This is a genomic window from Pseudomonas sp. NFIX28 (assembly GCF_900107395.1).
Taxonomy (GTDB): domain Bacteria; phylum Pseudomonadota; class Gammaproteobacteria; order Pseudomonadales; family Pseudomonadaceae; genus Aquipseudomonas.
This window is the reverse complement of record NZ_FNPW01000004.1, coordinates 1-17,196: the sequence shown is the minus strand read 5'-3', so window position 1 is coordinate 17,196 and position 17,196 is coordinate 1. Positions and strand designations below refer to the sequence as shown.

21 protein-coding genes are annotated in these 17,196 nt (G+C 62.9%); 5 read left to right on the top strand and 16 right to left on the bottom strand.

The window, feature by feature from the left end:
* Positions 1–18: 18 nt before the first annotated feature.
* From BLV20_RS08850 to soxR, 10 genes are all read right to left on the bottom strand, one after another.
* Entirely contained in the window at positions 19–1,005 is a 987-nt protein-coding gene (locus BLV20_RS08850) for a metal ABC transporter solute-binding protein, Zn/Mn family (RefSeq protein WP_092299891.1), read from the bottom strand.
* A complete protein-coding gene (locus BLV20_RS08845; RefSeq protein WP_092299889.1) occupies positions 1,006–1,905 on the bottom strand; it encodes a metal ABC transporter permease in 900 nt (299 codons plus the stop codon).
* Positions 1,905–2,660 carry a metal ABC transporter ATP-binding protein gene (locus BLV20_RS08840; protein WP_092299885.1) on the bottom strand — a complete coding sequence of 252 codons (756 nt, stop codon included), beginning with the start codon at positions 2,658–2,660 and terminating at the stop codon, positions 1,905–1,907. The genes BLV20_RS08845 and BLV20_RS08840 overlap by 1 nt, the downstream gene beginning before the upstream one ends.
* Entirely contained in the window at positions 2,657–3,586 is a 930-nt protein-coding gene (locus BLV20_RS08835; protein WP_092299882.1) for a metal ABC transporter substrate-binding protein, read from the bottom strand. The genes BLV20_RS08840 and BLV20_RS08835 overlap by 4 nt, the downstream gene beginning before the upstream one ends.
* Before the next feature lie 34 nt (positions 3,587–3,620).
* The gene (locus BLV20_RS08830; RefSeq protein WP_092299879.1) at positions 3,621–4,193 is read right to left on the bottom strand and encodes a DUF6162 family protein; all 573 of its coding nucleotides are present in this window, start codon (positions 4,191–4,193) and stop codon (positions 3,621–3,623) included.
* On the bottom strand, positions 4,190–4,534 hold the full coding sequence (locus BLV20_RS08825) for a hypothetical protein (RefSeq protein ID WP_092299876.1): 345 nt from the start codon (positions 4,532–4,534) through the stop codon (positions 4,190–4,192). The genes BLV20_RS08830 and BLV20_RS08825 overlap by 4 nt, the downstream gene beginning before the upstream one ends.
* Positions 4,531–5,073, bottom strand: coding sequence for a thiamine pyrophosphate-binding protein (locus BLV20_RS08820; protein ID WP_092299873.1), 543 nt, complete (start codon positions 5,071–5,073; stop codon positions 4,531–4,533). The genes BLV20_RS08825 and BLV20_RS08820 overlap by 4 nt, the downstream gene beginning before the upstream one ends.
* Positions 5,070–6,281: a PepSY-associated TM helix domain-containing protein gene (locus BLV20_RS08815; RefSeq protein ID WP_092299870.1), complete on the bottom strand. Its 1,212-nt coding sequence runs from the start codon at positions 6,279–6,281 to the stop codon at positions 5,070–5,072. The genes BLV20_RS08820 and BLV20_RS08815 overlap by 4 nt, the downstream gene beginning before the upstream one ends.
* 268 nt (positions 6,282–6,549) lie before the next feature.
* Positions 6,550–7,011: a VOC family protein gene (locus BLV20_RS08810; RefSeq protein WP_092299867.1), complete on the bottom strand. Its 462-nt coding sequence runs from the start codon at positions 7,009–7,011 to the stop codon at positions 6,550–6,552.
* A 135-nt stretch (positions 7,012–7,146) separates the two neighbouring features.
* Complete coding sequence (gene soxR, locus BLV20_RS08805; RefSeq protein WP_092299864.1) at positions 7,147–7,602, bottom strand: redox-sensitive transcriptional activator SoxR; 456 nt, start codon at positions 7,600–7,602, stop codon at positions 7,147–7,149.
* Positions 7,603–7,719: 117 nt separating this feature from the next.
* Between soxR and BLV20_RS08800 the strand changes: the two genes are divergently transcribed.
* On the top strand, positions 7,720–8,085 hold the full coding sequence (locus BLV20_RS08800; protein WP_092299861.1) for an antibiotic biosynthesis monooxygenase: 366 nt from the start codon (positions 7,720–7,722) through the stop codon (positions 8,083–8,085).
* Here the strand turns inward: BLV20_RS08800 and BLV20_RS08795 are convergent.
* Positions 8,082–9,185 (bottom strand): sigma-54 interaction domain-containing protein, encoded by a 1,104-nt coding sequence (locus tag BLV20_RS08795; protein WP_092299858.1) that lies wholly within the window; start codon positions 9,183–9,185, stop codon positions 8,082–8,084. The two genes, BLV20_RS08800 and BLV20_RS08795, sit on opposite strands and share 4 nt — an antisense overlap.
* A 263-nt stretch (positions 9,186–9,448) precedes the next feature.
* Here BLV20_RS08795 and BLV20_RS08790 point away from each other — a divergent pair, with 263 nt between their 5' ends.
* From BLV20_RS08790 to BLV20_RS08780, 3 genes are all read left to right on the top strand, one after another.
* The gene (locus tag BLV20_RS08790) at positions 9,449–9,718 is read left to right on the top strand and encodes a hypothetical protein (protein WP_092299855.1); all 270 of its coding nucleotides are present in this window, start codon (positions 9,449–9,451) and stop codon (positions 9,716–9,718) included.
* 314 nt (positions 9,719–10,032) lie between these two features.
* Positions 10,033–11,202, top strand: coding sequence for a cysteine desulfurase family protein (locus tag BLV20_RS08785; RefSeq protein ID WP_092299852.1), 1,170 nt, complete (start codon positions 10,033–10,035; stop codon positions 11,200–11,202).
* 56 nt (positions 11,203–11,258) lie between these two features.
* Positions 11,259–13,067: an aminopeptidase P family protein gene (locus BLV20_RS08780; RefSeq protein ID WP_092299849.1), complete on the top strand. Its 1,809-nt coding sequence runs from the start codon at positions 11,259–11,261 to the stop codon at positions 13,065–13,067.
* 69 nt (positions 13,068–13,136) lie between these two features.
* Here BLV20_RS08780 and BLV20_RS08775 read toward each other — a convergent pair whose 3' ends face one another.
* Positions 13,137–13,727, bottom strand: coding sequence for a 2-hydroxychromene-2-carboxylate isomerase (locus tag BLV20_RS08775; RefSeq protein WP_092299846.1), 591 nt, complete (start codon positions 13,725–13,727; stop codon positions 13,137–13,139).
* Between the two features lie 36 nt (positions 13,728–13,763).
* A complete protein-coding gene (locus BLV20_RS08770) occupies positions 13,764–14,504 on the bottom strand; it encodes an SDR family oxidoreductase (protein ID WP_092299843.1) in 741 nt (246 codons plus the stop codon).
* A 94-nt stretch (positions 14,505–14,598) separates the two neighbouring features.
* On the opposite strand from BLV20_RS08770, the gene BLV20_RS08765 reads away from it, so the two are divergent.
* Entirely contained in the window at positions 14,599–15,168 is a 570-nt protein-coding gene (locus BLV20_RS08765) for a TetR/AcrR family transcriptional regulator (RefSeq protein ID WP_092299840.1), read from the top strand.
* Positions 15,169–15,182: 14 nt separating this feature from the next.
* On the opposite strand, the gene BLV20_RS08760 is transcribed toward BLV20_RS08765, so the two are convergent.
* The 3 genes from BLV20_RS08760 to BLV20_RS31685 all read right to left on the bottom strand — a co-directional run.
* Positions 15,183–15,464, bottom strand: coding sequence for a hypothetical protein (locus BLV20_RS08760; RefSeq protein ID WP_092299837.1), 282 nt, complete (start codon positions 15,462–15,464; stop codon positions 15,183–15,185).
* Between the two features lie 170 nt (positions 15,465–15,634).
* Positions 15,635–16,522: a threonine/homoserine exporter RhtA gene (gene rhtA / locus BLV20_RS08755; RefSeq protein ID WP_092299835.1), complete on the bottom strand. Its 888-nt coding sequence runs from the start codon at positions 16,520–16,522 to the stop codon at positions 15,635–15,637.
* A 56-nt stretch (positions 16,523–16,578) separates the two neighbouring features.
* Positions 16,579–17,196: hypothetical protein (locus tag BLV20_RS31685; protein ID WP_256577713.1), on the bottom strand; the 618-nt coding region annotated here is incomplete at its 5' end.

The following is a 17,196-nucleotide window of genomic DNA, read 5'->3' as shown; positions in this document are numbered from 1 at the left end:
CGCGCCTCTGTCACCCATTCAAGACTTGGCGTTCAGCGCCGTGGTCACCTGCTTGATATTGTTCTCCAGCTCCGCCAGTGGCTCGGCGCTGTCGGTTTGCAGCACCAGCAGCTGGCTGCCGGCGGCGCTGATGGCGGCCTTGATCGCGTCGGACGGCTGGCGGTGATGCAACACGAGCGCCACGTCGTTGTCCTTGAGCCGGGTTTGCAGTTGCTGCAGGGCTTCGGGCGTCCACTGGTTGTCGGCGCGGGCGTCGACGTCCAGCAGTTCCAGGTTGAGCCCGCTGACCAGGTAACCGAAGTGGTCGCTGAGGCTGAAGACGCTGAGGTTGTCGACATTGGCCAATTGCCCCTCGGTATCGGCGCTGAGCTTGAGCAGGCGTTGCTTGAGGTTGGCCAGGTTGGCGTCGATCTGCGGCTTGGCGGCAGGGGCCAGGCGCACCAGGTCGGCGGCCAGCACATCGGCCATGCGCCCCAGGTTATTGCTCGACAGCCATGGCTGGCTGCTCAGGCCGTCGCTCTTGCCGGGTTGCAGCGCCACCCCGGGCAGGGCGCCGTCCACCGGGCGCGCGGCGTCAACTTCGACGATGCGGATATTGCTGCGCCGCGCATGGGGGTACAGCGGGTCGTCCGGCCAGATCGAGCGCAGGCCGATCACCGCGTCGGCGCCGAGGGCCAGCTTGTGCAGCGCCGGGGCGCCGCGCCCGGTGAAGTAGGCGGTCTGGCGCGAGCCCGGCAGGTTGTCGGGCGCGGCGCGCTCGAGCTGCACGTCGGTGCCTTGCAGCAGCCACTGGCCGAGGCCGAAGGTCACCGGTAGCGAGGCCAGCACGGTGAGCGGCTTGGGTGAGCTGGCGCTGTGCAGCGCCGTGGTGCCCAGGCTCTGGTTGGCGGTGACGCGCATCGCTTCGAAACGGTCCGGCTGGGCCAGGGCCGGCGCGCTGCCCAGCCCAGCGAGGGCCAGGGCCAAAGTCAGGGGGCGTGTCAGGTGACGTAATGAACTGGGCATTTATCCGATATTCCCTTTGAGGCTGGGGACAATGCCGCGGGCAATGGCGGCCAGGGCGAAGGCGACACCGGCCACCAGGATGATCGCGGCGCCGGAGGGCACCGGCAGGTCGAAGAGGATCGGCAGCAGGATGCCGCACAGGGTGCTGACCGTGGCGATCAGCACCGAGATCCAGAAAAAGCCCTTGAGCGACTGGCTCAGCAGGCGCGCGGCCGCCGCCGGGATCACCAGCAGTGCGCCCACCAGGATCGCGCCTATGACTTTCACCGCGGCCACGGTGATCAGCGTCACCAGGATCACGAACAGGTAATCCAGGGTCTTCACCGCGACGCCGCGCACCGCCGCCAGTTGCGGGTTGAAGCTGGCGAGCATGATGCGGTTGTACAGCGGCAGGCTCAGGCCCATCACCAGGGCGCCGACGACCAGCAGCACCAGCAGGTCGTTGCCGTTGACCGTGAGCACCGAGCCGAACAGCACGTTTTCCAGGATGTGCACATTGATCTTGCCGGCGAGGATCAGCAGCAGGCTGGCGCCCAGGGCCAGGGACACCGACAGGAACACCCCGATCAGCGTGTCCGGCGCCAGGCCGGTGCGGTTGCGCAGGTAGTTGAGCAGGATGCCGAACAGCAGGCAGTAGCCGAACAGGCTGCCGTAAGGCCCGGTGTAGGGCTCGCCGAGCAGGATGCCGATGGCCACGCCGGTCAGCGCCGCGTGGCCCACCGCTTCGGAGAAGAACGCAAAGCGCTTGACCACTACCAAAGTGCCGAGGCCGCCCAGCACCGGGCCGATCAGCAAGCCGGCGAGCAGGGCATTGACCACGAAACCGTAGGCCAGGGCTTCTGGCAGGTAACCGGCGGAGGCCCAGCCCTGGATCAGCAGACGAAAGGCTTCGTAACTCATCAGGCAACACTCCCGCTGACGATGTCCGCGCTGCGCGGGTGAGTGGAAAACAGGCTCAGCAGGCGTTCCGGGGTCAGCGCCTGTTGCGGGTGGGCGTCGAACAGCACCCGCCGGTGCAGGCCGGTGACGCGGTCGGCCAGGCGGCCGACCGCTTCCAGGTCGTGTTCGATCCACAGCAGGGTGATCCCGGCCTGGCGCCAGTCGCCGAGCAGGCGTTCGAAGACCTGGATGCCGGCTTCGTCGAGGGCCGACATCGGTTCGTCCAGCACCAGCAGTTGCGGCGCCGGGATCAGCCCCTGGGCCAGCAGCACGCGCTGGCGTTCGCCGCCGGACAGGGCGCCCATGCGCCGCTTGCGCTTGTCCTGCATGCCGACCCGTTCCAGGGCTTCGCCTATGGCCACGGCGTAATGCCGGCTGAGGCCGAGGAAGGCCGGGCGGCGCTGGCACATGGCGGCCATGAAGTCGTCGACGGTCATCGGCAGGCCGCGGTCGAATTCCAGGGCTTGCGGCACGTAGCCGATCACCCCCGGCTCGCCCGGCCATTGCAGGCGCAACTGGCCCTGGTGCGGCATTTGCCCGAGCAGGGTCTTGATCAGCGAGCTCTTGCCGCCGCCGTTGGGGCCGACCAGGGCATGCACGGTGCCGGGCTGCACCTTGAAGCTGACGTTGTCGAGAATGGTGGTGCGGCCCAGGGTCAGGCCGACCGCGTCGAATTCGATGGACGGGCCGTGGGCCAGGGTGCGCAGGGCGGTCATGCGCCGGCCTCCTGGATGGCGCGGACCACGGTGTCGAGGTTGCCGGCCATTTCCTTCTCGTATTTCTCGGCGCTGTAGTCGCCATAGGAAATGTGCGACAGCGGGTACAGCTTGACCCCCGATTCGCGCTGGATGGTGTCGACGTAGGTGGAGGGGAAGTCCATCTCGGAGAAGATCACCTTGACGTCCAGTTCGCGCAGCTGGTCGATGGTCTTTTTCAGCTGGCTCGGGCTGGGCTCGATGCCATGGGCCGGCTCGACCACGGCGGTGACTTCCAGGCCGAATTCGCGCAGCAGGTAATCGTAGGCGGCGTGCACCGTGGCCACCCGCAGGTCGGCGTTGGGCGCCTTGGTCAGCTTGGCCAGGGCGTCGGCGCGCATCTGCCGGAGGCGTTTGCCGTAGGCGCGGGCGTTCTGGGTGTAGGTCTTGGCGTTGGCCGGGTCCATCTTGCCCAGCTCGCGGGCGATGTTGTTGACCTGGGCGATGGAGGCGCTGATGGACAGGAAGGTGTGCGGGTTGACCACCTTGCCGGCGCCGCGCGCGGCGATACCGGTGGCGGCCAGCAGCGGCACGTTCTGGTTGGCTTCGATCACCGGGATGTGCGGGCGTTCGCTGGCTTCGATCATGCGGTCGGCGAAGTCATCGTGGCCGACACCGTTGAGCACGATCACATCCAGGGTGCCGATGCGCTTGATGTCTTCGGCGCGCGGCTCGTAGGCATGGGGGTTGAAGCCGGCGGGAATCAGCGGCACCACGTCGGCCTTGTCGCCGACGATGTTGGCCACGTAGCTGTAATAGGGGTGCAGGGTGATGCCGATCCGCAGGCGCTTGGCCTGCTCGGCCGTGGCGAGAGGGCTGAGCAACAGGGCGAACAGGCTGACTAGCAGCACCCGCAGGAACGGGCGGCGTTGCGATGAAGTAGGCATGGGCTAGCGGTCTTCTCTCGGTGAAGGCGTGGGTTCAGTGGCGATGCTGGCGGGTCACTCCGGCATCGAATTGCGCGACCACCGGCTGCCAGCCGGCATTGGCCAGGGCGGCGTCGCCGAGGTCGTCGGGGGCGGCGAGGGAGGGGCCGCGGTTGAGCCAGATGTCTGGCGCGGCGGCCGGGTCTTCGGCGATGCGCATCAGGAACGAACCGGCCACTTGGTTGTTCTGGCTGAGGCCGATATAGGCCTGTTGCCGTAGCTGCCAGGCATGCCCGCCACGGCTCACCGAACTGGCGTCCTGGGCGAAGGGCGCGAAGCCTTCCTCGGCCAGTTGTTCGGGCGTCGGCAGGGCCTGGGCCTCTTCGCGCAACAGGCGGATTTCATCGAGGGTCACCCGCAGGTCGGCGTACAGGCCTTGTTCGCCGGCGGTGAGGTCGCGGCGGGCGTCCAGTTGATGGCTGTCGACGCTTGCCGTTTCGACGGTTTCGCCGCGCCAGAGCACCACGGAGCCGGCCACGCTGAGAATCAGCAGGCACAACAGCAGGACGTAGAGGGTTTCATGGCCGGCGCCAGCCGGGCGCACGACTTGGGTGGTGAACGTGCTCATGGGGCCTCGATGTCGGCTTGGTCGATCTCGACCACGTGGCCGGGGCCGGCGTCGAACAGCACGTAGAACTCGGCGTCGGGTTTCTTGAAGGTCAGGGTGGAGTCGGCGCCCAGCTTGCCGGGCACGAGAATGGTTTCGTCGTAGCCGATCACGTCCAGGGTCACCCCCGGCGCGCCGCTGCCATCGGAGAAGCCGCCGGTGCAGCGGATCTGCTCGCCGTCGATCTGCTTGCATTCGCACATCGGGTTATGGGCCAGGGCGCCGCCGCTGAACAGCGCGCTGGCCAGCAGAAGTGCGCCGGCACCCAGCAGGCGCGGGCGGGCGGTGGGTAGAGCAATCATGGTTTGCCTCCTTGTTTGTCCAGCCAGGCGAGGGTGGCCGGGGATGCCTGGCCCAGCGGGATGGACGCCTGGTGCATGCTGCCGTCCCAGCCTTCCATGGTTATCCACAGCTCGGCGTTGGCCTTGGTCTTTTCCGGAACGGGCAGGCTGGCGCCCATGCGGTACGGGGTGCCGAAGAAGATCACCCCGGCGGCGCGCAGGCTGCGGGGTTTGCCGATGCGCAGGTAAGTGGCCTTGACCTGGTCGATACAGCTGTCGCACAGGGCGGCATTGAAGCCCTTCATATAGCCGGCCGGCCCTTGAAGCCGCGGGGGTTCGTTGCGCAGTTCCGCCAGGCGCAGGCTCCAGGGGCCGACCTGCACCTCGCCGATTTCGCGCTCGCCAAGGCCGGTATCGCCCCGCACCAGCGCTGCGTCGGCAAAGTATTTGGGCATGAAGCCGAGGGGAATCAGCAACAGCAGGATGTTCAGGTGGAAACGCCATTTGAGCCAAAACTGGCGCAGGGGCGAAACCGGTGTCGCGCTGTCCGTCTTGCTCACAGGTTGCCCTCCGGCGTGTCGGTGCGCAGGGCCGGAACCGGGCGCTGCGCGGGCGTCGGGCGCGGTGCCTTGGTGCTGCGCTTGAGCGCCGCGGCGGTGGCCAGGGCGGTGCGTTTGGTCCAGATCAACAGGCCGCTGAGCACCATCATGCTCAGCAGCAGGCCGAAGAAGCACCAGATCAGCTTGATCCAGATGCCGCCGAAATCACCGGTGTGCAGCGGGCGCATCGACTCGGTGACAAATTCCAGGACCGAGCGGTGGGACAGCAGGTGCGCGGTATCGACCGAACCGTTGTAAGGGTTGAGGTTGGCGGTCTGGTACATCAGCGGGTACCAGCCGCGGCCACCGATGAACAGGTGGCTGTAGGCATTGCTGGGCAGGGTAACGAAGCTGACTTCGAAGCCCGGGATCTTCTGGGTGGCGATGCGGATGGCTTCATCGACGCCGATCATCGGCGCCGGGCTGCCGTCGGCGGAGACCGGCACGCTTTCGCGCGAAATCACCGGCACCACGGGCTCGCTGGAGAGGGTGATCTGGTTGTCGCTGAGCGTGGCCTGGATCAGGAACCAGGTGCCGGTGATGGAGATCACCGCGATGAACCAGATCGACCAGATGCCGCTCAGGCGATGGAAGTCGCCCCAGAAGATCCGCGCGCCGTGGCGCAAGCGCAGGGTCGGCTTGAAGAAACCCTTCCAGAACTTCTTGTAGACCACCAGGCCGGTGACCAGGGAGGCCAGCATCGGCAGGCCCAGCAGCGACACCAGGTACCAGCCCCAGCTGTAGCCATTGGTGAACGGCACCAGCCACCAGCCATGCAGGGCGCGGGTAAAGGCCTGGAAGTTGAACTGCGGGCTCACGCCCTGGATGACCCCGGTGTAGGGGTTGACATAGACCGCCACGGAACGGCCGTCGGGGTAGCTGACGTTCACGGTCAGGGCGAAATGCGCTTCGTCGGGCGTGCTGATGCCTTTGACCAAGGTGTGCGGTTCGGCCTGTTTGATGGCCTTGACGATCTGGTCGTAGCTCAGCGGTTCGGCATCGTCGGACGGCTTGCTGGCCCGGATGTCGGGGTTGGCCAGCCAGACGATTTCCTGGCTGACCACCGCCAGGGTGCCGGTGACGCAGACGATCAGCACAAAGAACCAGATAGGCAGCGCCAGCCAGCTGTGAACGAGAAACCAGATTTTCGAGCGGGACTTCTTCGACATTGAGCACGCGTCTTGATTCGAGGGAAGGAGCCGCGGGCGTGGGGTTAGCCCGGAAAGAAACCCGTGGCGTGACCTTTGCCAACGCAACCTGCTGGATCTAACTAAGACGAATGAGAATCGTAAATCCCGAAAGACGATATGAAAGTAAATGTTTCCGCCCGACCGGCGGCAGGGGGGAAGGGCCGGGGACGCTATCGCGGGCAAGCCTCGCTCCTACAGAAGGAGTGCGTGAGGCCGGCCCGCGATCAGCGGTTTTCAGGCGCAGGGTTTATCCCTGTTGTTTGAACATCTCCATGGCTCGCTGCCTGATCTGCTCTTCGCTCAGGTCCTCCTTGCGGCTGGCGAGAAACCACAGGTGGCCGAAGGGGTCTTTGAGGGTGCCGCTGCGGTCGCCGTAGAACTGGTCCTTGACCTCGGACACCACCTGGCCGCCGGCGGCGATGGCCTGGGCGAATTGCTGGTCGACATCGTCGACGTACAGGTGCAGGCCGACCGAAGGCGATTGGTCAGGATTGCTCAGCGGCCCCTGGTCGCAGGGCGTGCCGAGCATGATCGGGCAGTCGCCGATACGCAGTTCGGCATGGCCGACACGGCCGTCGGGCATGTCCAGGCGCAGGGTCTGGACGGCGCCGAAGGCCTTCTTGTAGAACTCGATAGCATCGCCAGCCTGCGTAATTCCCAGATAGGGCGTGACGCTGTGGTAACCCTCGGGGATGGGTTTGACGCTCATGTCGGTTCTCCTTTCTTGTCGTGGGGTTGTCGAAGTGAACCTGGCCGGTTTTCCGGTCGGTTCACTATAGGCCCGAGTAGTCCACAGCCTGGTTTGAGCTGACGAGGTGCCCGCCTGGCAACCGCGACTTCGCGCTCAGTCGGCTTCCAGCAACTGCGCGCCCGGCCCGCGATCGCCCAGCTGGTCGCCCTGGTTGCGCAGCGGGCAGTCTTCCATCGACAGGCAGCCGCAGCCGATGCAGCCATTGAGGCGGTCGCGCATCAGGGTCAGTTGCTTGATCCGCTCGTCCAGTTCGTGGCGCCATTGCTCGGACAGCCGCTTCCAGTCGGCGGCGGTCGGCGCGCGATGGTCCGGCAGGCTGCGCAGGGCCTGGCCGATCTCGGCCAGGGGAATGCCCAGGCGCTGCGCCACCTTGATCAGCGCCACCCGGCGCAGCACTTCCCGTGGATAACGGCGCTGGTTGCCAGCGTTGCGGTTGCTCTTGATCAACCCCTTGGTTTCATAGAAATGCAGAGCGGTGACCGCTACGCCACTGCGGGCGGCCACCTGGCCGACGGTGAGTTCCTTGTGCATGGTTTCGGGGCTGAGCATGGCGCGTTCCTGCGAAGGGAAATGAGCAAAAGGCGCTTGACCTTTACTTAACTGGAGGTTTTACCCTGCACGCCTTCGGATCGCAATCTTCCGTTTATCCGTCAGTGGGGACTCGCCATGCATGCGCCTGAGCAAAACCGCAGCTTTACGCAATTGATCGAATTCGAAATCGAACCCCATCAGCAGTCCGGCCTGGTATCGGCTTTGGCCGAGCAGACCGAGCGCCTGGCCCAGCAATACCCAGGGTTCCTGAGTGCCAGCGTGCTGGCCAGCGACGACGGCCGGCGGGTGCTCAACTACCTGCAATGGCAAACCCGGGAAGCCGGCGAGGCGGCCTTCCAGAGTTTCGAGAAGGGCGAACAGGACTTCTGGCAATTGATCCGCGCCCACCAGGCCAAGACCGTGACCTTCGGCTCGTTCCAGGTGGTGCGCAGCATCGAGCGCAGCCTGGACAATGCGCTGCATTGCCGCCTGGCCAGCTAGATCGACAATTGCAGGCTGCGCTCGTGCTGGCCGTGTTCCGGCGGGCGGCGCTTGTTCACCGCCAGCTCGCCGATCTTGATCAGCCGCGAGCGGGTGACGTTGCGGCTCAGGCCCAGCAATTGGGCGGTGTGCACCTGGTTGCAATGGCTGAAACGGTAGGCCGCGCGCAGCAGCGCATCCTCGACCTTTTCATGCAGGGCGCCGGCCTGTTCGTCGAAGAGCTTGTGAAAGGCCCGTTCCAGCAGGGCTTCGGCTGAGTCGTCATGGCCGTGGTGGCTGTCCTCCTGGCGCTCGATGCGCATGTTCGACAGGCGCAGGTCGTCGCGCTCGATGACCCCGTTGCGGCAGATCAGCAAGGTGTGGTGGATGACGTTTTCCAGCTCGCGGATATTGCCTGGCCAGCTGTAGTTCTTGAGCTTGCGCTCGGCCTCGCTGCTGATGGTCACGGCGCCGTAGCCCAGGCGCTGGCTGTAGGTGTCGATAAAGTGCCGGGCCAGCGGCAGGATGTCGCCGGGGCGCTCGCGCAGCGGGCTCAGTTCCAGGCTGACCACGTCGAGGCGGTAATACAGGTCTTCGCGAAAGTGCCCGGCGTTGATGGCTTTCTCCAGTTGCACGTTGGTCGCCGCCAGCACCCGCACATCGATGGCAATGCTTTTGCGCGAACCCAGGCGCACCACTTCGCGCTCCTGCAGCACTCGCAGCAACTTCACCTGGATCGTCATGGGCAGATCGCCGATCTCGTCGAGGAACAGGGTCCCGCCATTGGCCTCCTCGAACCAGCCGGCCTTGGCGCTCAAGGCCCCGGTGAAGGCGCCTTTTTCATGGCCGAACAGTTCGGCCTCCACCAGCGACTCGGAGAACGCGCCGCAGTTCACCGCCACGAACGGCCGGTTGCGGCGGGCGCTGAGGCGGTGGATATGGCGCGCCACCAGCTCCTTGCCGGTACCGGTCTCGCCGACGATCAACACGCTGGCCTCGCTCGGCGCGACCTGCTGCAGATGCGTGAGCAAGGCCTGGGATTTCGGGTCTTCGAACACCTGGGCCGTGGCGCGGATCGAGGTGGCCAGGGCGGGCGAGGGCGGTAAGGTCAAAAGCTGCATGGGCAAACTCCGGGAACAGAAGGCTAGGACAGTTGCTCAGGCAACAGCAGGCGGCGCGGCCGGCCTGTTATAAGGCGTTACCGATATTCCTAAAAAATACTTTATTTCCATATTTATAGGTCGTTTGGAAATATGAGTGCCTACGCCAGAGCTGCGATAGGGAGAGTCGATAGCCACTATCGAGCGTGTTGATTTCTGTGCCGGGAAGGGCGGCGGTAGCCTTTGCTCCATTGCCTCGCAGCCCAGATCCAGGAGCTTTTGCCATGAACCGTTCAGTTATTTTTTCCCTGCTGCTTGTCACTTCGGTCCTGGCCGGTTGCGCCAGCCAGCCCGGCCCGGAGTCGCGGCCCTACACCGCTGAGGAAACCCGTGAACTGGCCCTGGAAGCACTGAACCGACGCGGGTTGTCCTTTGACGAATATCACCAGAAAAAGGCCGAGTTGCTCGGTACCCCGCAGCGCACCGTCGGCTTCGACCGGCAGGGCGAAATGAATGCTGAACACAGCGTGACCCTGCAGGGCCGTGCCAGCTGACCCGCCGATCTGCCGTGGCCTTGCCGTCAGGGGCTGACGGTTGCTGGCCAGCGGCGGCAAAACCTTGTGATGATTTTCCCTGCCCCTCGCTGTGATCTCCGATCCATGGCGAACCTCGCTTAACCCGGGTCCCGGAGCCTGTTAAGCTGCCCCCTCGGGAGCGTTCCTACGCACTTTTAAATGAAGTTGTCCTTCTTTAACTGCATCCGATCGGGTATTGCTGACGGTCTGCCGTTTTTGCGCTGCCAAGGGCGCATCAGCGTTCGGCACCGAGTGAACCTTGATCCTGGAACAGGCTCTGCGGGTATTTTGCGATGAACAAACGTCCTCTCTATTTCGATTACGCCGCCACCACGCCGGTGGATGAGCGAGTCATTCAAGTGATGGTGGAATGCCTGGGGTTCAACGGTAACTTCGGCAATCCGGCGTCCAGTTCCCACGCCTTCGGCCAACAGGCCCGACGCAGCGTCGAGCTGGCGCGCCAGCAGGTCGCCCAACTGGTGGGCGCGGCGCCCGAGCAGATCGTCTGGACCTCCGGCGCCACCGAATCCAACAACCTGGCGCTCAAGGGCGTGGCCCAGGCCCGTAGCGTATCCGGCGGGCACCTCATCACCAGCCAGATCGAACACAAGGCCATTCTCGACACCGCCAGCCAGTTGCAGGCTGGCGGTGTGGCAGTGACTTACCTGGTACCCGACCGCGATGGACTGATTACCCCCGAAGCGGTCAGCCAAGCCTTGCGTGACGACACCTTCCTGGTGTCGGTGATGCTGGTCAATAACGAACTGGGCACGCTCAACGACATCCCCGGCATTGGCCGCGTGGTACGCGAGCATGGTGCGTTGCTGCATGTCGATGCGGCCCAGGGCGCGGGCAAGGTGGCGATCGATTTGGCGCAGTGGCCGGTGGACCTGATGTCGTTTTCCGCGCACAAGATTTACGGCCCCAAGGGCATCGGCGCGCTGTATGTCGGGCCGCGCGCGCAGCAGCGCCTGCAGGCGCAGATCCACGGCGGCGGCCATGAAGGCGGCTTGCGTTCCGGAACGCTCGCGACCCATCAGATTGCCGCCATGGGCGCCGCCTTTGCCCTGGCAGCCGAACATTTCGATGAGGAAGCGGCAACCATCGTGCGCCTGCGCGAGCGTCTGCTCGAGCAATTGGCCGATGTGCCGGGGCTGCGCTTGAACGGCAGCCCGGCCCAGCGCATTCCCCATACCTTGAGCCTCACCTTCGGTGAAGGGGAGTTCAATCCGGCGGCCTTGAGTGCTGCCATCGCGTTTTCCGCGACCTCGGCCTGCAACTCGGCGAGCAACGCGCCGTCCCATGTGTTGCTGGCGCTGGGGCTCGATGCCCGCGCCGCCGGCCGGACCATCCGCTTGAGCCTGGGCCGCTTCACCACCGAACAGGACATCGATCAGGCCGTCCAACTGATCAAGGCTTCATCCGCCAGTGCACCGGCGTTCTGGGCGGTTGCCCAACCCTGAGGGCCGATGCCCTCGGTATCCAATAACAATGATTTACCTGGTTAGCAGGAGACACAATGAGTACGCAGCCCTTGACCAATGGAGTGGTCCCCCAGCGCCTGGCGCGCACCCGTGAGCTGATGAGTCGCGAGGGCATTCATGCCCTGCTGGTGCCATCGGCCGACCCGCACCTGTCGGAATACCTGCCCGGTTATTGGCAAGGCCGGCAGTGGCTGTCGGGGTTTCACGGTTCGGTCGGCACCTTGATCGTGACGGCGGATTTCGCCGGGGTCTGGGCCGATAGCCGCTATTGGGAACAGGCGACCAAGGAACTCCAGGGCAGCGGTATCGAACTGGTCAAGCTGCTGCCGGGCCAGCCGGGGCCGTTGGACTGGCTGGCCGAGCAGACCCCGGAAGGGGGTGTGGTCGCGGTCGACGGTGCGGTGATGGCGGTGGCTTCGGCGCGTACCCTGGGCAGCAAATTGCAGGAGCGCGGGGCTCGCCTGCGGACCGATATCGACCTGCTGAACGAAGTCTGGAACGATCGCCCAAGCCTGCCGGACCAGCCGATCTATCAGCATTTGCCGCCGCAGGCCACGGTCAGCCGGGTGGAGAAACTCGGCAAGCTGCGTGAAACCCTGAAGGAACGAGGCGCGGATTGGCATTTCATCGCCACCCTTGATGACATTGCCTGGCTGTTCAACTTGCGCGGCGGGGATGTCTCGTTCAACCCGGTGTTCGTTTCCTTCGCCCTGATCAGCCAGCAGCAGGCGACGCTGTTCGTGGCGCTGAGCAAAGTCGATGATGCCTTGCGCGCCGTACTGGAACAGGACGGCATCACCTTGCGTGATTACAGCGAAGTGGCCGCGGCACTCAGTGCGATTTCCGACAGCTCCAGCCTGTTGGTGGATCCGGCGCGAGTTACCGCCGGTTTGCTGGATCACCTCGGTAGCGGCGTGAAACTGCTGGAAGGCCTGAACCCGACGACATTGGCCAAGTCCCGAAAAAGCCTGGCCGACGCCGAGCATATCCGCCAGGCCATGGAGCAGGACGGTGCGGCGCTCTGCGAATTCTTCGCCTGGCTGGAATCAGCCTGGGGGCGCGAATGCATTACCGAGTTGACCATCGACGAACACCTGACTGCGGCGCGGGCTCGTCGTCCCGGTTATGTGTCCTTGAGCTTCAACACTATTGCGGCATTCAACGCCAATGGCGCGATGCCGCATTACCACGCCACCGAAGAAGAACACGCAGTGATCGAAGGCAATGGCTTGCTGCTGATCGACTCTGGCGGCCAATACCTGGGTGGCACCACGGACATCACCCGCATGGTCCCGGTCGGTACCCCAAGCGCCGAGCAGAAGCGCGATTGCACGCGGGTGCTCAAGGGCGTGATCGCCTTGTCCCGGGCGCAGTTCCCGCGGGGCATCCTGTCGCCGTTGCTGGACGCCATCGCCCGTGCCCCGATCTGGGCCGAAGGTGTGGACTATGGGCATGGCACCGGCCACGGCGTGGGGTATTTCCTCAATGTCCACGAAGGCCCGCAGGTGATCGCCTATCAGGCGGCGCCGGCGCCGCAAACCGCCATGCAGCCAGGGATGATTACCTCGATCGAGCCGGGCACTTATCGTCCGGGCCGCTGGGGCGTGCGTATCGAAAACCTGGCGATGAACCGTGAGGCGGGCACTACCGAGTTCGGTGAGTTCCTCAAGTTCGAAACCCTGACCCTGTGCCCGATCGACAGCCGCTGCCTGGAACCGTCGCTGCTGACCCAGGATGAGCGTGAATGGCTCAACGCCTATCATGCCGAAGTGCGTCAGCGCCTGAGCCCGCTGCTGCAGGGCGCGGCGCTGGAGTGGTTGAATACCCGCACAGCAGCCCTCTGAAGGTGAATCGCGCTGCCGGCTTGGGGCTGGCAGCACGAATTGCATTGCTTGGCGTGCCGAAGCCCGGGCTCAGCTCAAGGCTTCGAGCACAAAGTCCAGGCGATCCTGGCCGAAGAACAACTGGTTATCGACAAACATGCTTGGCGCGCCAAAAACGCCGCGCTGCAAGGCCTGTTCGGTCTTGTCCTTGAGGGCATTCTTGACCTCTTCATCGTGGGTCAGGGCTAGAACTTCCTGCGGATCGAATCCGCCCTCGCTGAGCACTGCCGCAACGGTGGTCGGATCGTTCAGATTGCGTTTTTCCACCCAGAGCGCGCGGAACAGGCAATCGATAAACGCGACAAAACGCTGGGGATGTCGCAGTTGCATGCCGGTCACGGCGCGCATCAGTTGCAGGGTATTGATCGGAAAGTGCGGGTTGAACGCCAACGGCACGTCATACCGTCTGGCATAACGCGCCAGGTCCTGAAGCATGTAGCGCCCTTTGGCCGGAATGCTGACAGGCGAGGCGTTGCCGGTAGCCTTGAACACGCCACCCAGCAACATGGGTTGATAAATCAGCTGGCTGCCGGTCTGGGCACAGATCTTCGGCAGTTGGGTGTAGGCCAGGTACGAGGTCGGGCTGCCGAGGTCGAAAAAGAACTCCACGGTTTTGCTCATCGATATGCTCTCTTTTTGTTGTTGTGAAGGAGGGCGTTACCAGCGCTCGTTCCAGGGCCGCAGATCCAGTTCGAAGGTCCAGGCATCCCGGGGCTGGCTGTGCAGGTGCCAGTAGTTGTCGGCGATGTGCTCGGGGTTGAGGATGCCGTCTTCATCCTTGAGTGCGTATTTTTCCGGGAAATTGCTGCGGATAAAGTCCGTGTCGATGGCGCCATCGACCACCACATGAGCCACGTGGACGTTCAACGGCCCCAATTCCCGGGCCATGCTTTGCGCCAGTGCGCGAATGCCGTGCTTGGCCCCGGCGAAGGCGGCAAACCCCGCGGCACCGCGCAGGCCTGCAGTGGCGCCGGTGAACAGGATGGTCCCGCGTTTGCGAGTGACCATGCGCTTGGCCACTTCCCGTGCATTGAGGAACCCGGAAAAACAGGCCATTTCCCAGATCTTGAAGTATTTGCGTGCTGTTTCCTCGAGGATGCTGCATGGCACATTGGCGCCGATGTTGAATACCAGGGCCTCGATCGGTCCGACTTCACTCTCGATCTGTTCGATCAAGGCGATCACTTCATCTTCTTTTCGAGCGTCGCAGGCGAAGCCGTGGGCTTCGCCTCCCGTTTGCCGGATAGCCTCTAGCAGAGGCTGCAATTTCTCTGCACTGCGCCGGGTGACGCAGGCCACAAAACCTTCCCGGGCAAACCGCTTGGCGATTGCGCTGCCTGTGGAATCGCCGGCTCCGACGACCAAAACGACTTTCTTGTTCTCTGGGGCTGTAGTCATGGTGGGATCGCTCTATTGGTAAACGGTCGTTAACTAAACGAACGTTATGCTACGATTCGCCGAGCGTCAAGGTCGGGAGAGGAGAGGGGAAGTCATGCGTTATTCAGCCAGTCACAAGCAGGAAACCCGGGAGCGGCTGCTGCAAAGCAGTGCTGTGTCGGCCAAGAAGGAAGGGTTTTCGACGGTGGGGGTCGATGGCCTGATGAAAGCGATCGGGCTGAGTGGCGGCGCGTTCTACAGCCATTTTTCATCCAAGGATGAGCTGTTCGGCTCGATTGTCGAGCGCGAGCTGAGCCAGAGCCTTGAACGCCTGGGAGGCGATGGCGAGCAAAGCCGGATGCGGCTTGAACGCTGTCTCAAACATTATTTGAGCATGGCGCACGTCGAGAGTCCCGAAACGGGCTGTGCGTTGCCGGCCTTGGGCGCGGAAATTTCACGCGCGAACGATGTGGTTCGACAGCAGGCAGAAGACTGGATTTGCCGCTTGCAACAGAGTTGGGCGCAAACGCTGGGCAGCGACAGCCTGGCCTGGTCGATTCTGTCGCAATGTGTCGGTGCGTTGGTGATAGCGCGAATGCTGGTCAGTCCAGGCATTCAGCGCCAGGTCCTGAAGTCGAGCCATGACGAAATTGCTCGCCAATTGCCAACCCAGGAAAATCAGTAGGCAGCGGGTGCTGCCTACTTGCAGATGACAATCATGCTGCGGCTGGTGTAGCCGGCGGGGTTCAGACCAAAGGGGTAATCGCCCGGGTCTTCCACCGTATCGCCGGACTTGGCGATGACCTTATAGCCTTTGGGTCCACAGGCAGCTGTGGCGGTGGCATAGCATTTGTCCCAGGAAGAGGACAGGCCTGAGCAGTTGATATGCAGGCCCTTCTTTCCGCGCTTGACCTCGGTTTTCGAAGTTGCGGCGCAACCTGCGATGGCAAGTACGGCTAACAGAATCAAAAAACGTTTCATTCCTGTCCCTATTGCTGATCCCGGATCTGCTGCCCGAGTTCGACTGCATTGGCTGTCACTTTTAGCTTATGTGCGGTCCTTGCCCGAAAAGTCCATGACTGGCGCTGAGTTACAGCGCCTAAACATGGCCTAATTGAGCGGCAAATACCAGAGCTATGTACAGCCGAGAATCAATCAGCCGCCAATACAGGTTTCGCTTCACTGCGCATGGTCAGGGTCGCGCCCACTGACGCCAGGATGATGCAGGCAATAGCCAGCCACTGCGCAAGAGACAGGTATTCGTGGAGAAACAGCAGGCCGGACAAGGCACCGAAAGCCGGCTCGATACTCATCAGCGTGCCGAAGGTTCTTGCTGGCATTCGGGTCAGGGCGACCATCTCCAGACTATAGGGGAGGGCGGTGGAAAGAATGGCGACACCGATGGCGATGGGAATCAGGCTGGGCGTCAGCAGGGCGGCCCCGGCATGCACGATACCGATAGGTGCGACGAACAAGGCAGCGATCATTACGCCCAGCGCGGCGGTCTGGATGCCATTGTCGGCGCCGGCCTTTTGCCCGAACAGAATGTAGAGTGCCCAGCACACTCCGGCTCCCAGGGCATAGCCTGCGCCGACCAGATCGATGCCAGCGCTTGTATCGCTGGTTGGGATCAACAGCAGCAAGCCAATAATTGCCAGGGCGATCCAGAGAAAGTCGATGGCTTTTCGCGAAGCATAAATAGCCACGGCAAGCGGACCGGTGAATTCCAGGGCCACGGCAATTCCCAGGGGAACGCTGCGTAGCGACATATAGAAGAGGAAGTTCATTCCGCCCAGCGCCATTCCATAGACGATGACTGTGCGCAGGGACTTGGCGGTGAGCTTCGCGCGCCATGGACGCAAAAGAAGCAGCATGATGATGCTGGCGAAGATCAGGCGGAGCGTGGTGGTGCCTTGCGCTCCCACAATCGGGAACATGCTCTTGGCCAATGAAGCGCCGGATTGGATGGAGGCCATGGCAATAAGCAGCAGCCCCACCGGGAACAGGGTCGAGGCTAGGCTGCGGGGCTGGTCATTCATGGCAAGGCATCATCCGGGTCAAGGGGGTAGGTTTGGTGCGCCGACATGATGCTTAACTAATAAAGATTGAGCAATATATTGCTCACAGGGTTTCTACGCTTCTCTATATAGAAGCGGATTTGTCTTCTTTTGCAGGTTATTGATAGAAAAGACAAATTAGGGGTTGACGGCAGATTCTGGAAGTCTATAATTCGCCCCACTTCCGGCGCAGTCGAAACGGAAAACTCCTTGAGATTCAACGAGTTACGCGATTTTCGACAGCGGTTACGCTTCAGTTCATCGAAGTCCGAAGGAGTTGATAAGGTGTTGTGTTTTCGCCTTGTTGACGGCTCGATCTTCTCGGTCGAAAGCGGAGAAAAAGAGGTGTTGACAGCAGCGTGTAACGCTGTAGAATTCGCCTCCCGCTGACGAGAGATCGGAAGCGCAAGTGGTTGAAGTTGCAAAGGAAACTTTGAAAACTTCTTAAAATAACCGCTTGACAGATATAGGGGGCTGCTGTAGAATGCGCGCCTCGGTTGAGACGAAAGACTTAACCAACCGCTCTTTAACAACTGAATCAAGCAATTCGTGTGGGTGCTTGTGGAGTCAGACTGATAGTCAGAAAGATTATCAGCATCACAAGTTACTCCGCGAGAAATCAAAGATGTAACCAACGATTGCTGAGCCAAGTTTAG

Excerpts from the sequence above, each read along its gene's own strand:
- BLV20_RS08850 (WP_092299891.1), bottom strand. The coding sequence starts at position 1,005 with ATGCCCAGTTCATTACGTCACCTGACACGCCCCCTGACTTTGGCCCTG.
- BLV20_RS08780 (WP_092299849.1), top strand. The coding sequence starts at position 11,259 with ATGAGTACGCAGCCCTTGACCAATGGAGTGGTCCCCCAGCGCCTGGCG.
- BLV20_RS08775 (WP_092299846.1), bottom strand. The coding sequence starts at position 13,727 with ATGAGCAAAACCGTGGAGTTCTTTTTCGACCTCGGCAGCCCGACCTCG.
- BLV20_RS08830 (WP_092299879.1), bottom strand. The coding sequence starts at position 4,193 with ATGAGCACGTTCACCACCCAAGTCGTGCGCCCGGCTGGCGCCGGCCAT.
- BLV20_RS08845 (WP_092299889.1), bottom strand. The coding sequence starts at position 1,905 with ATGAGTTACGAAGCCTTTCGTCTGCTGATCCAGGGCTGGGCCTCCGCC.
- rhtA (WP_092299835.1), bottom strand. The coding sequence starts at position 16,522 with ATGAATGACCAGCCCCGCAGCCTAGCCTCGACCCTGTTCCCGGTGGGG.
- BLV20_RS08840 (WP_092299885.1), bottom strand. The coding sequence starts at position 2,660 with ATGACCGCCCTGCGCACCCTGGCCCACGGCCCGTCCATCGAATTCGAC.
- BLV20_RS08770 (WP_092299843.1), bottom strand. The coding sequence starts at position 14,504 with ATGACTACAGCCCCAGAGAACAAGAAAGTCGTTTTGGTCGTCGGAGCC.
- BLV20_RS08760 (WP_092299837.1), bottom strand. The coding sequence starts at position 15,464 with ATGAAACGTTTTTTGATTCTGTTAGCCGTACTTGCCATCGCAGGTTGC.
- BLV20_RS08785 (WP_092299852.1), top strand. The coding sequence starts at position 10,033 with ATGAACAAACGTCCTCTCTATTTCGATTACGCCGCCACCACGCCGGTG.
- BLV20_RS08810 (WP_092299867.1), bottom strand. The coding sequence starts at position 7,011 with ATGAGCGTCAAACCCATCCCCGAGGGTTACCACAGCGTCACGCCCTAT.
- BLV20_RS08765 (WP_092299840.1), top strand. The coding sequence starts at position 14,599 with ATGCGTTATTCAGCCAGTCACAAGCAGGAAACCCGGGAGCGGCTGCTG.
- BLV20_RS08825 (WP_092299876.1), bottom strand. The coding sequence starts at position 4,534 with ATGATTGCTCTACCCACCGCCCGCCCGCGCCTGCTGGGTGCCGGCGCA.
- BLV20_RS08835 (WP_092299882.1), bottom strand. The coding sequence starts at position 3,586 with ATGCCTACTTCATCGCAACGCCGCCCGTTCCTGCGGGTGCTGCTAGTC.
- soxR (WP_092299864.1), bottom strand. The coding sequence starts at position 7,602 with ATGCTCAGCCCCGAAACCATGCACAAGGAACTCACCGTCGGCCAGGTG.
- BLV20_RS08815 (WP_092299870.1), bottom strand. The coding sequence starts at position 6,281 with ATGTCGAAGAAGTCCCGCTCGAAAATCTGGTTTCTCGTTCACAGCTGG.
- BLV20_RS08790 (WP_092299855.1), top strand. The coding sequence starts at position 9,449 with ATGAACCGTTCAGTTATTTTTTCCCTGCTGCTTGTCACTTCGGTCCTG.
- BLV20_RS08795 (WP_092299858.1), bottom strand. The coding sequence starts at position 9,185 with ATGCAGCTTTTGACCTTACCGCCCTCGCCCGCCCTGGCCACCTCGATC.
- BLV20_RS08800 (WP_092299861.1), top strand. The coding sequence starts at position 7,720 with ATGCATGCGCCTGAGCAAAACCGCAGCTTTACGCAATTGATCGAATTC.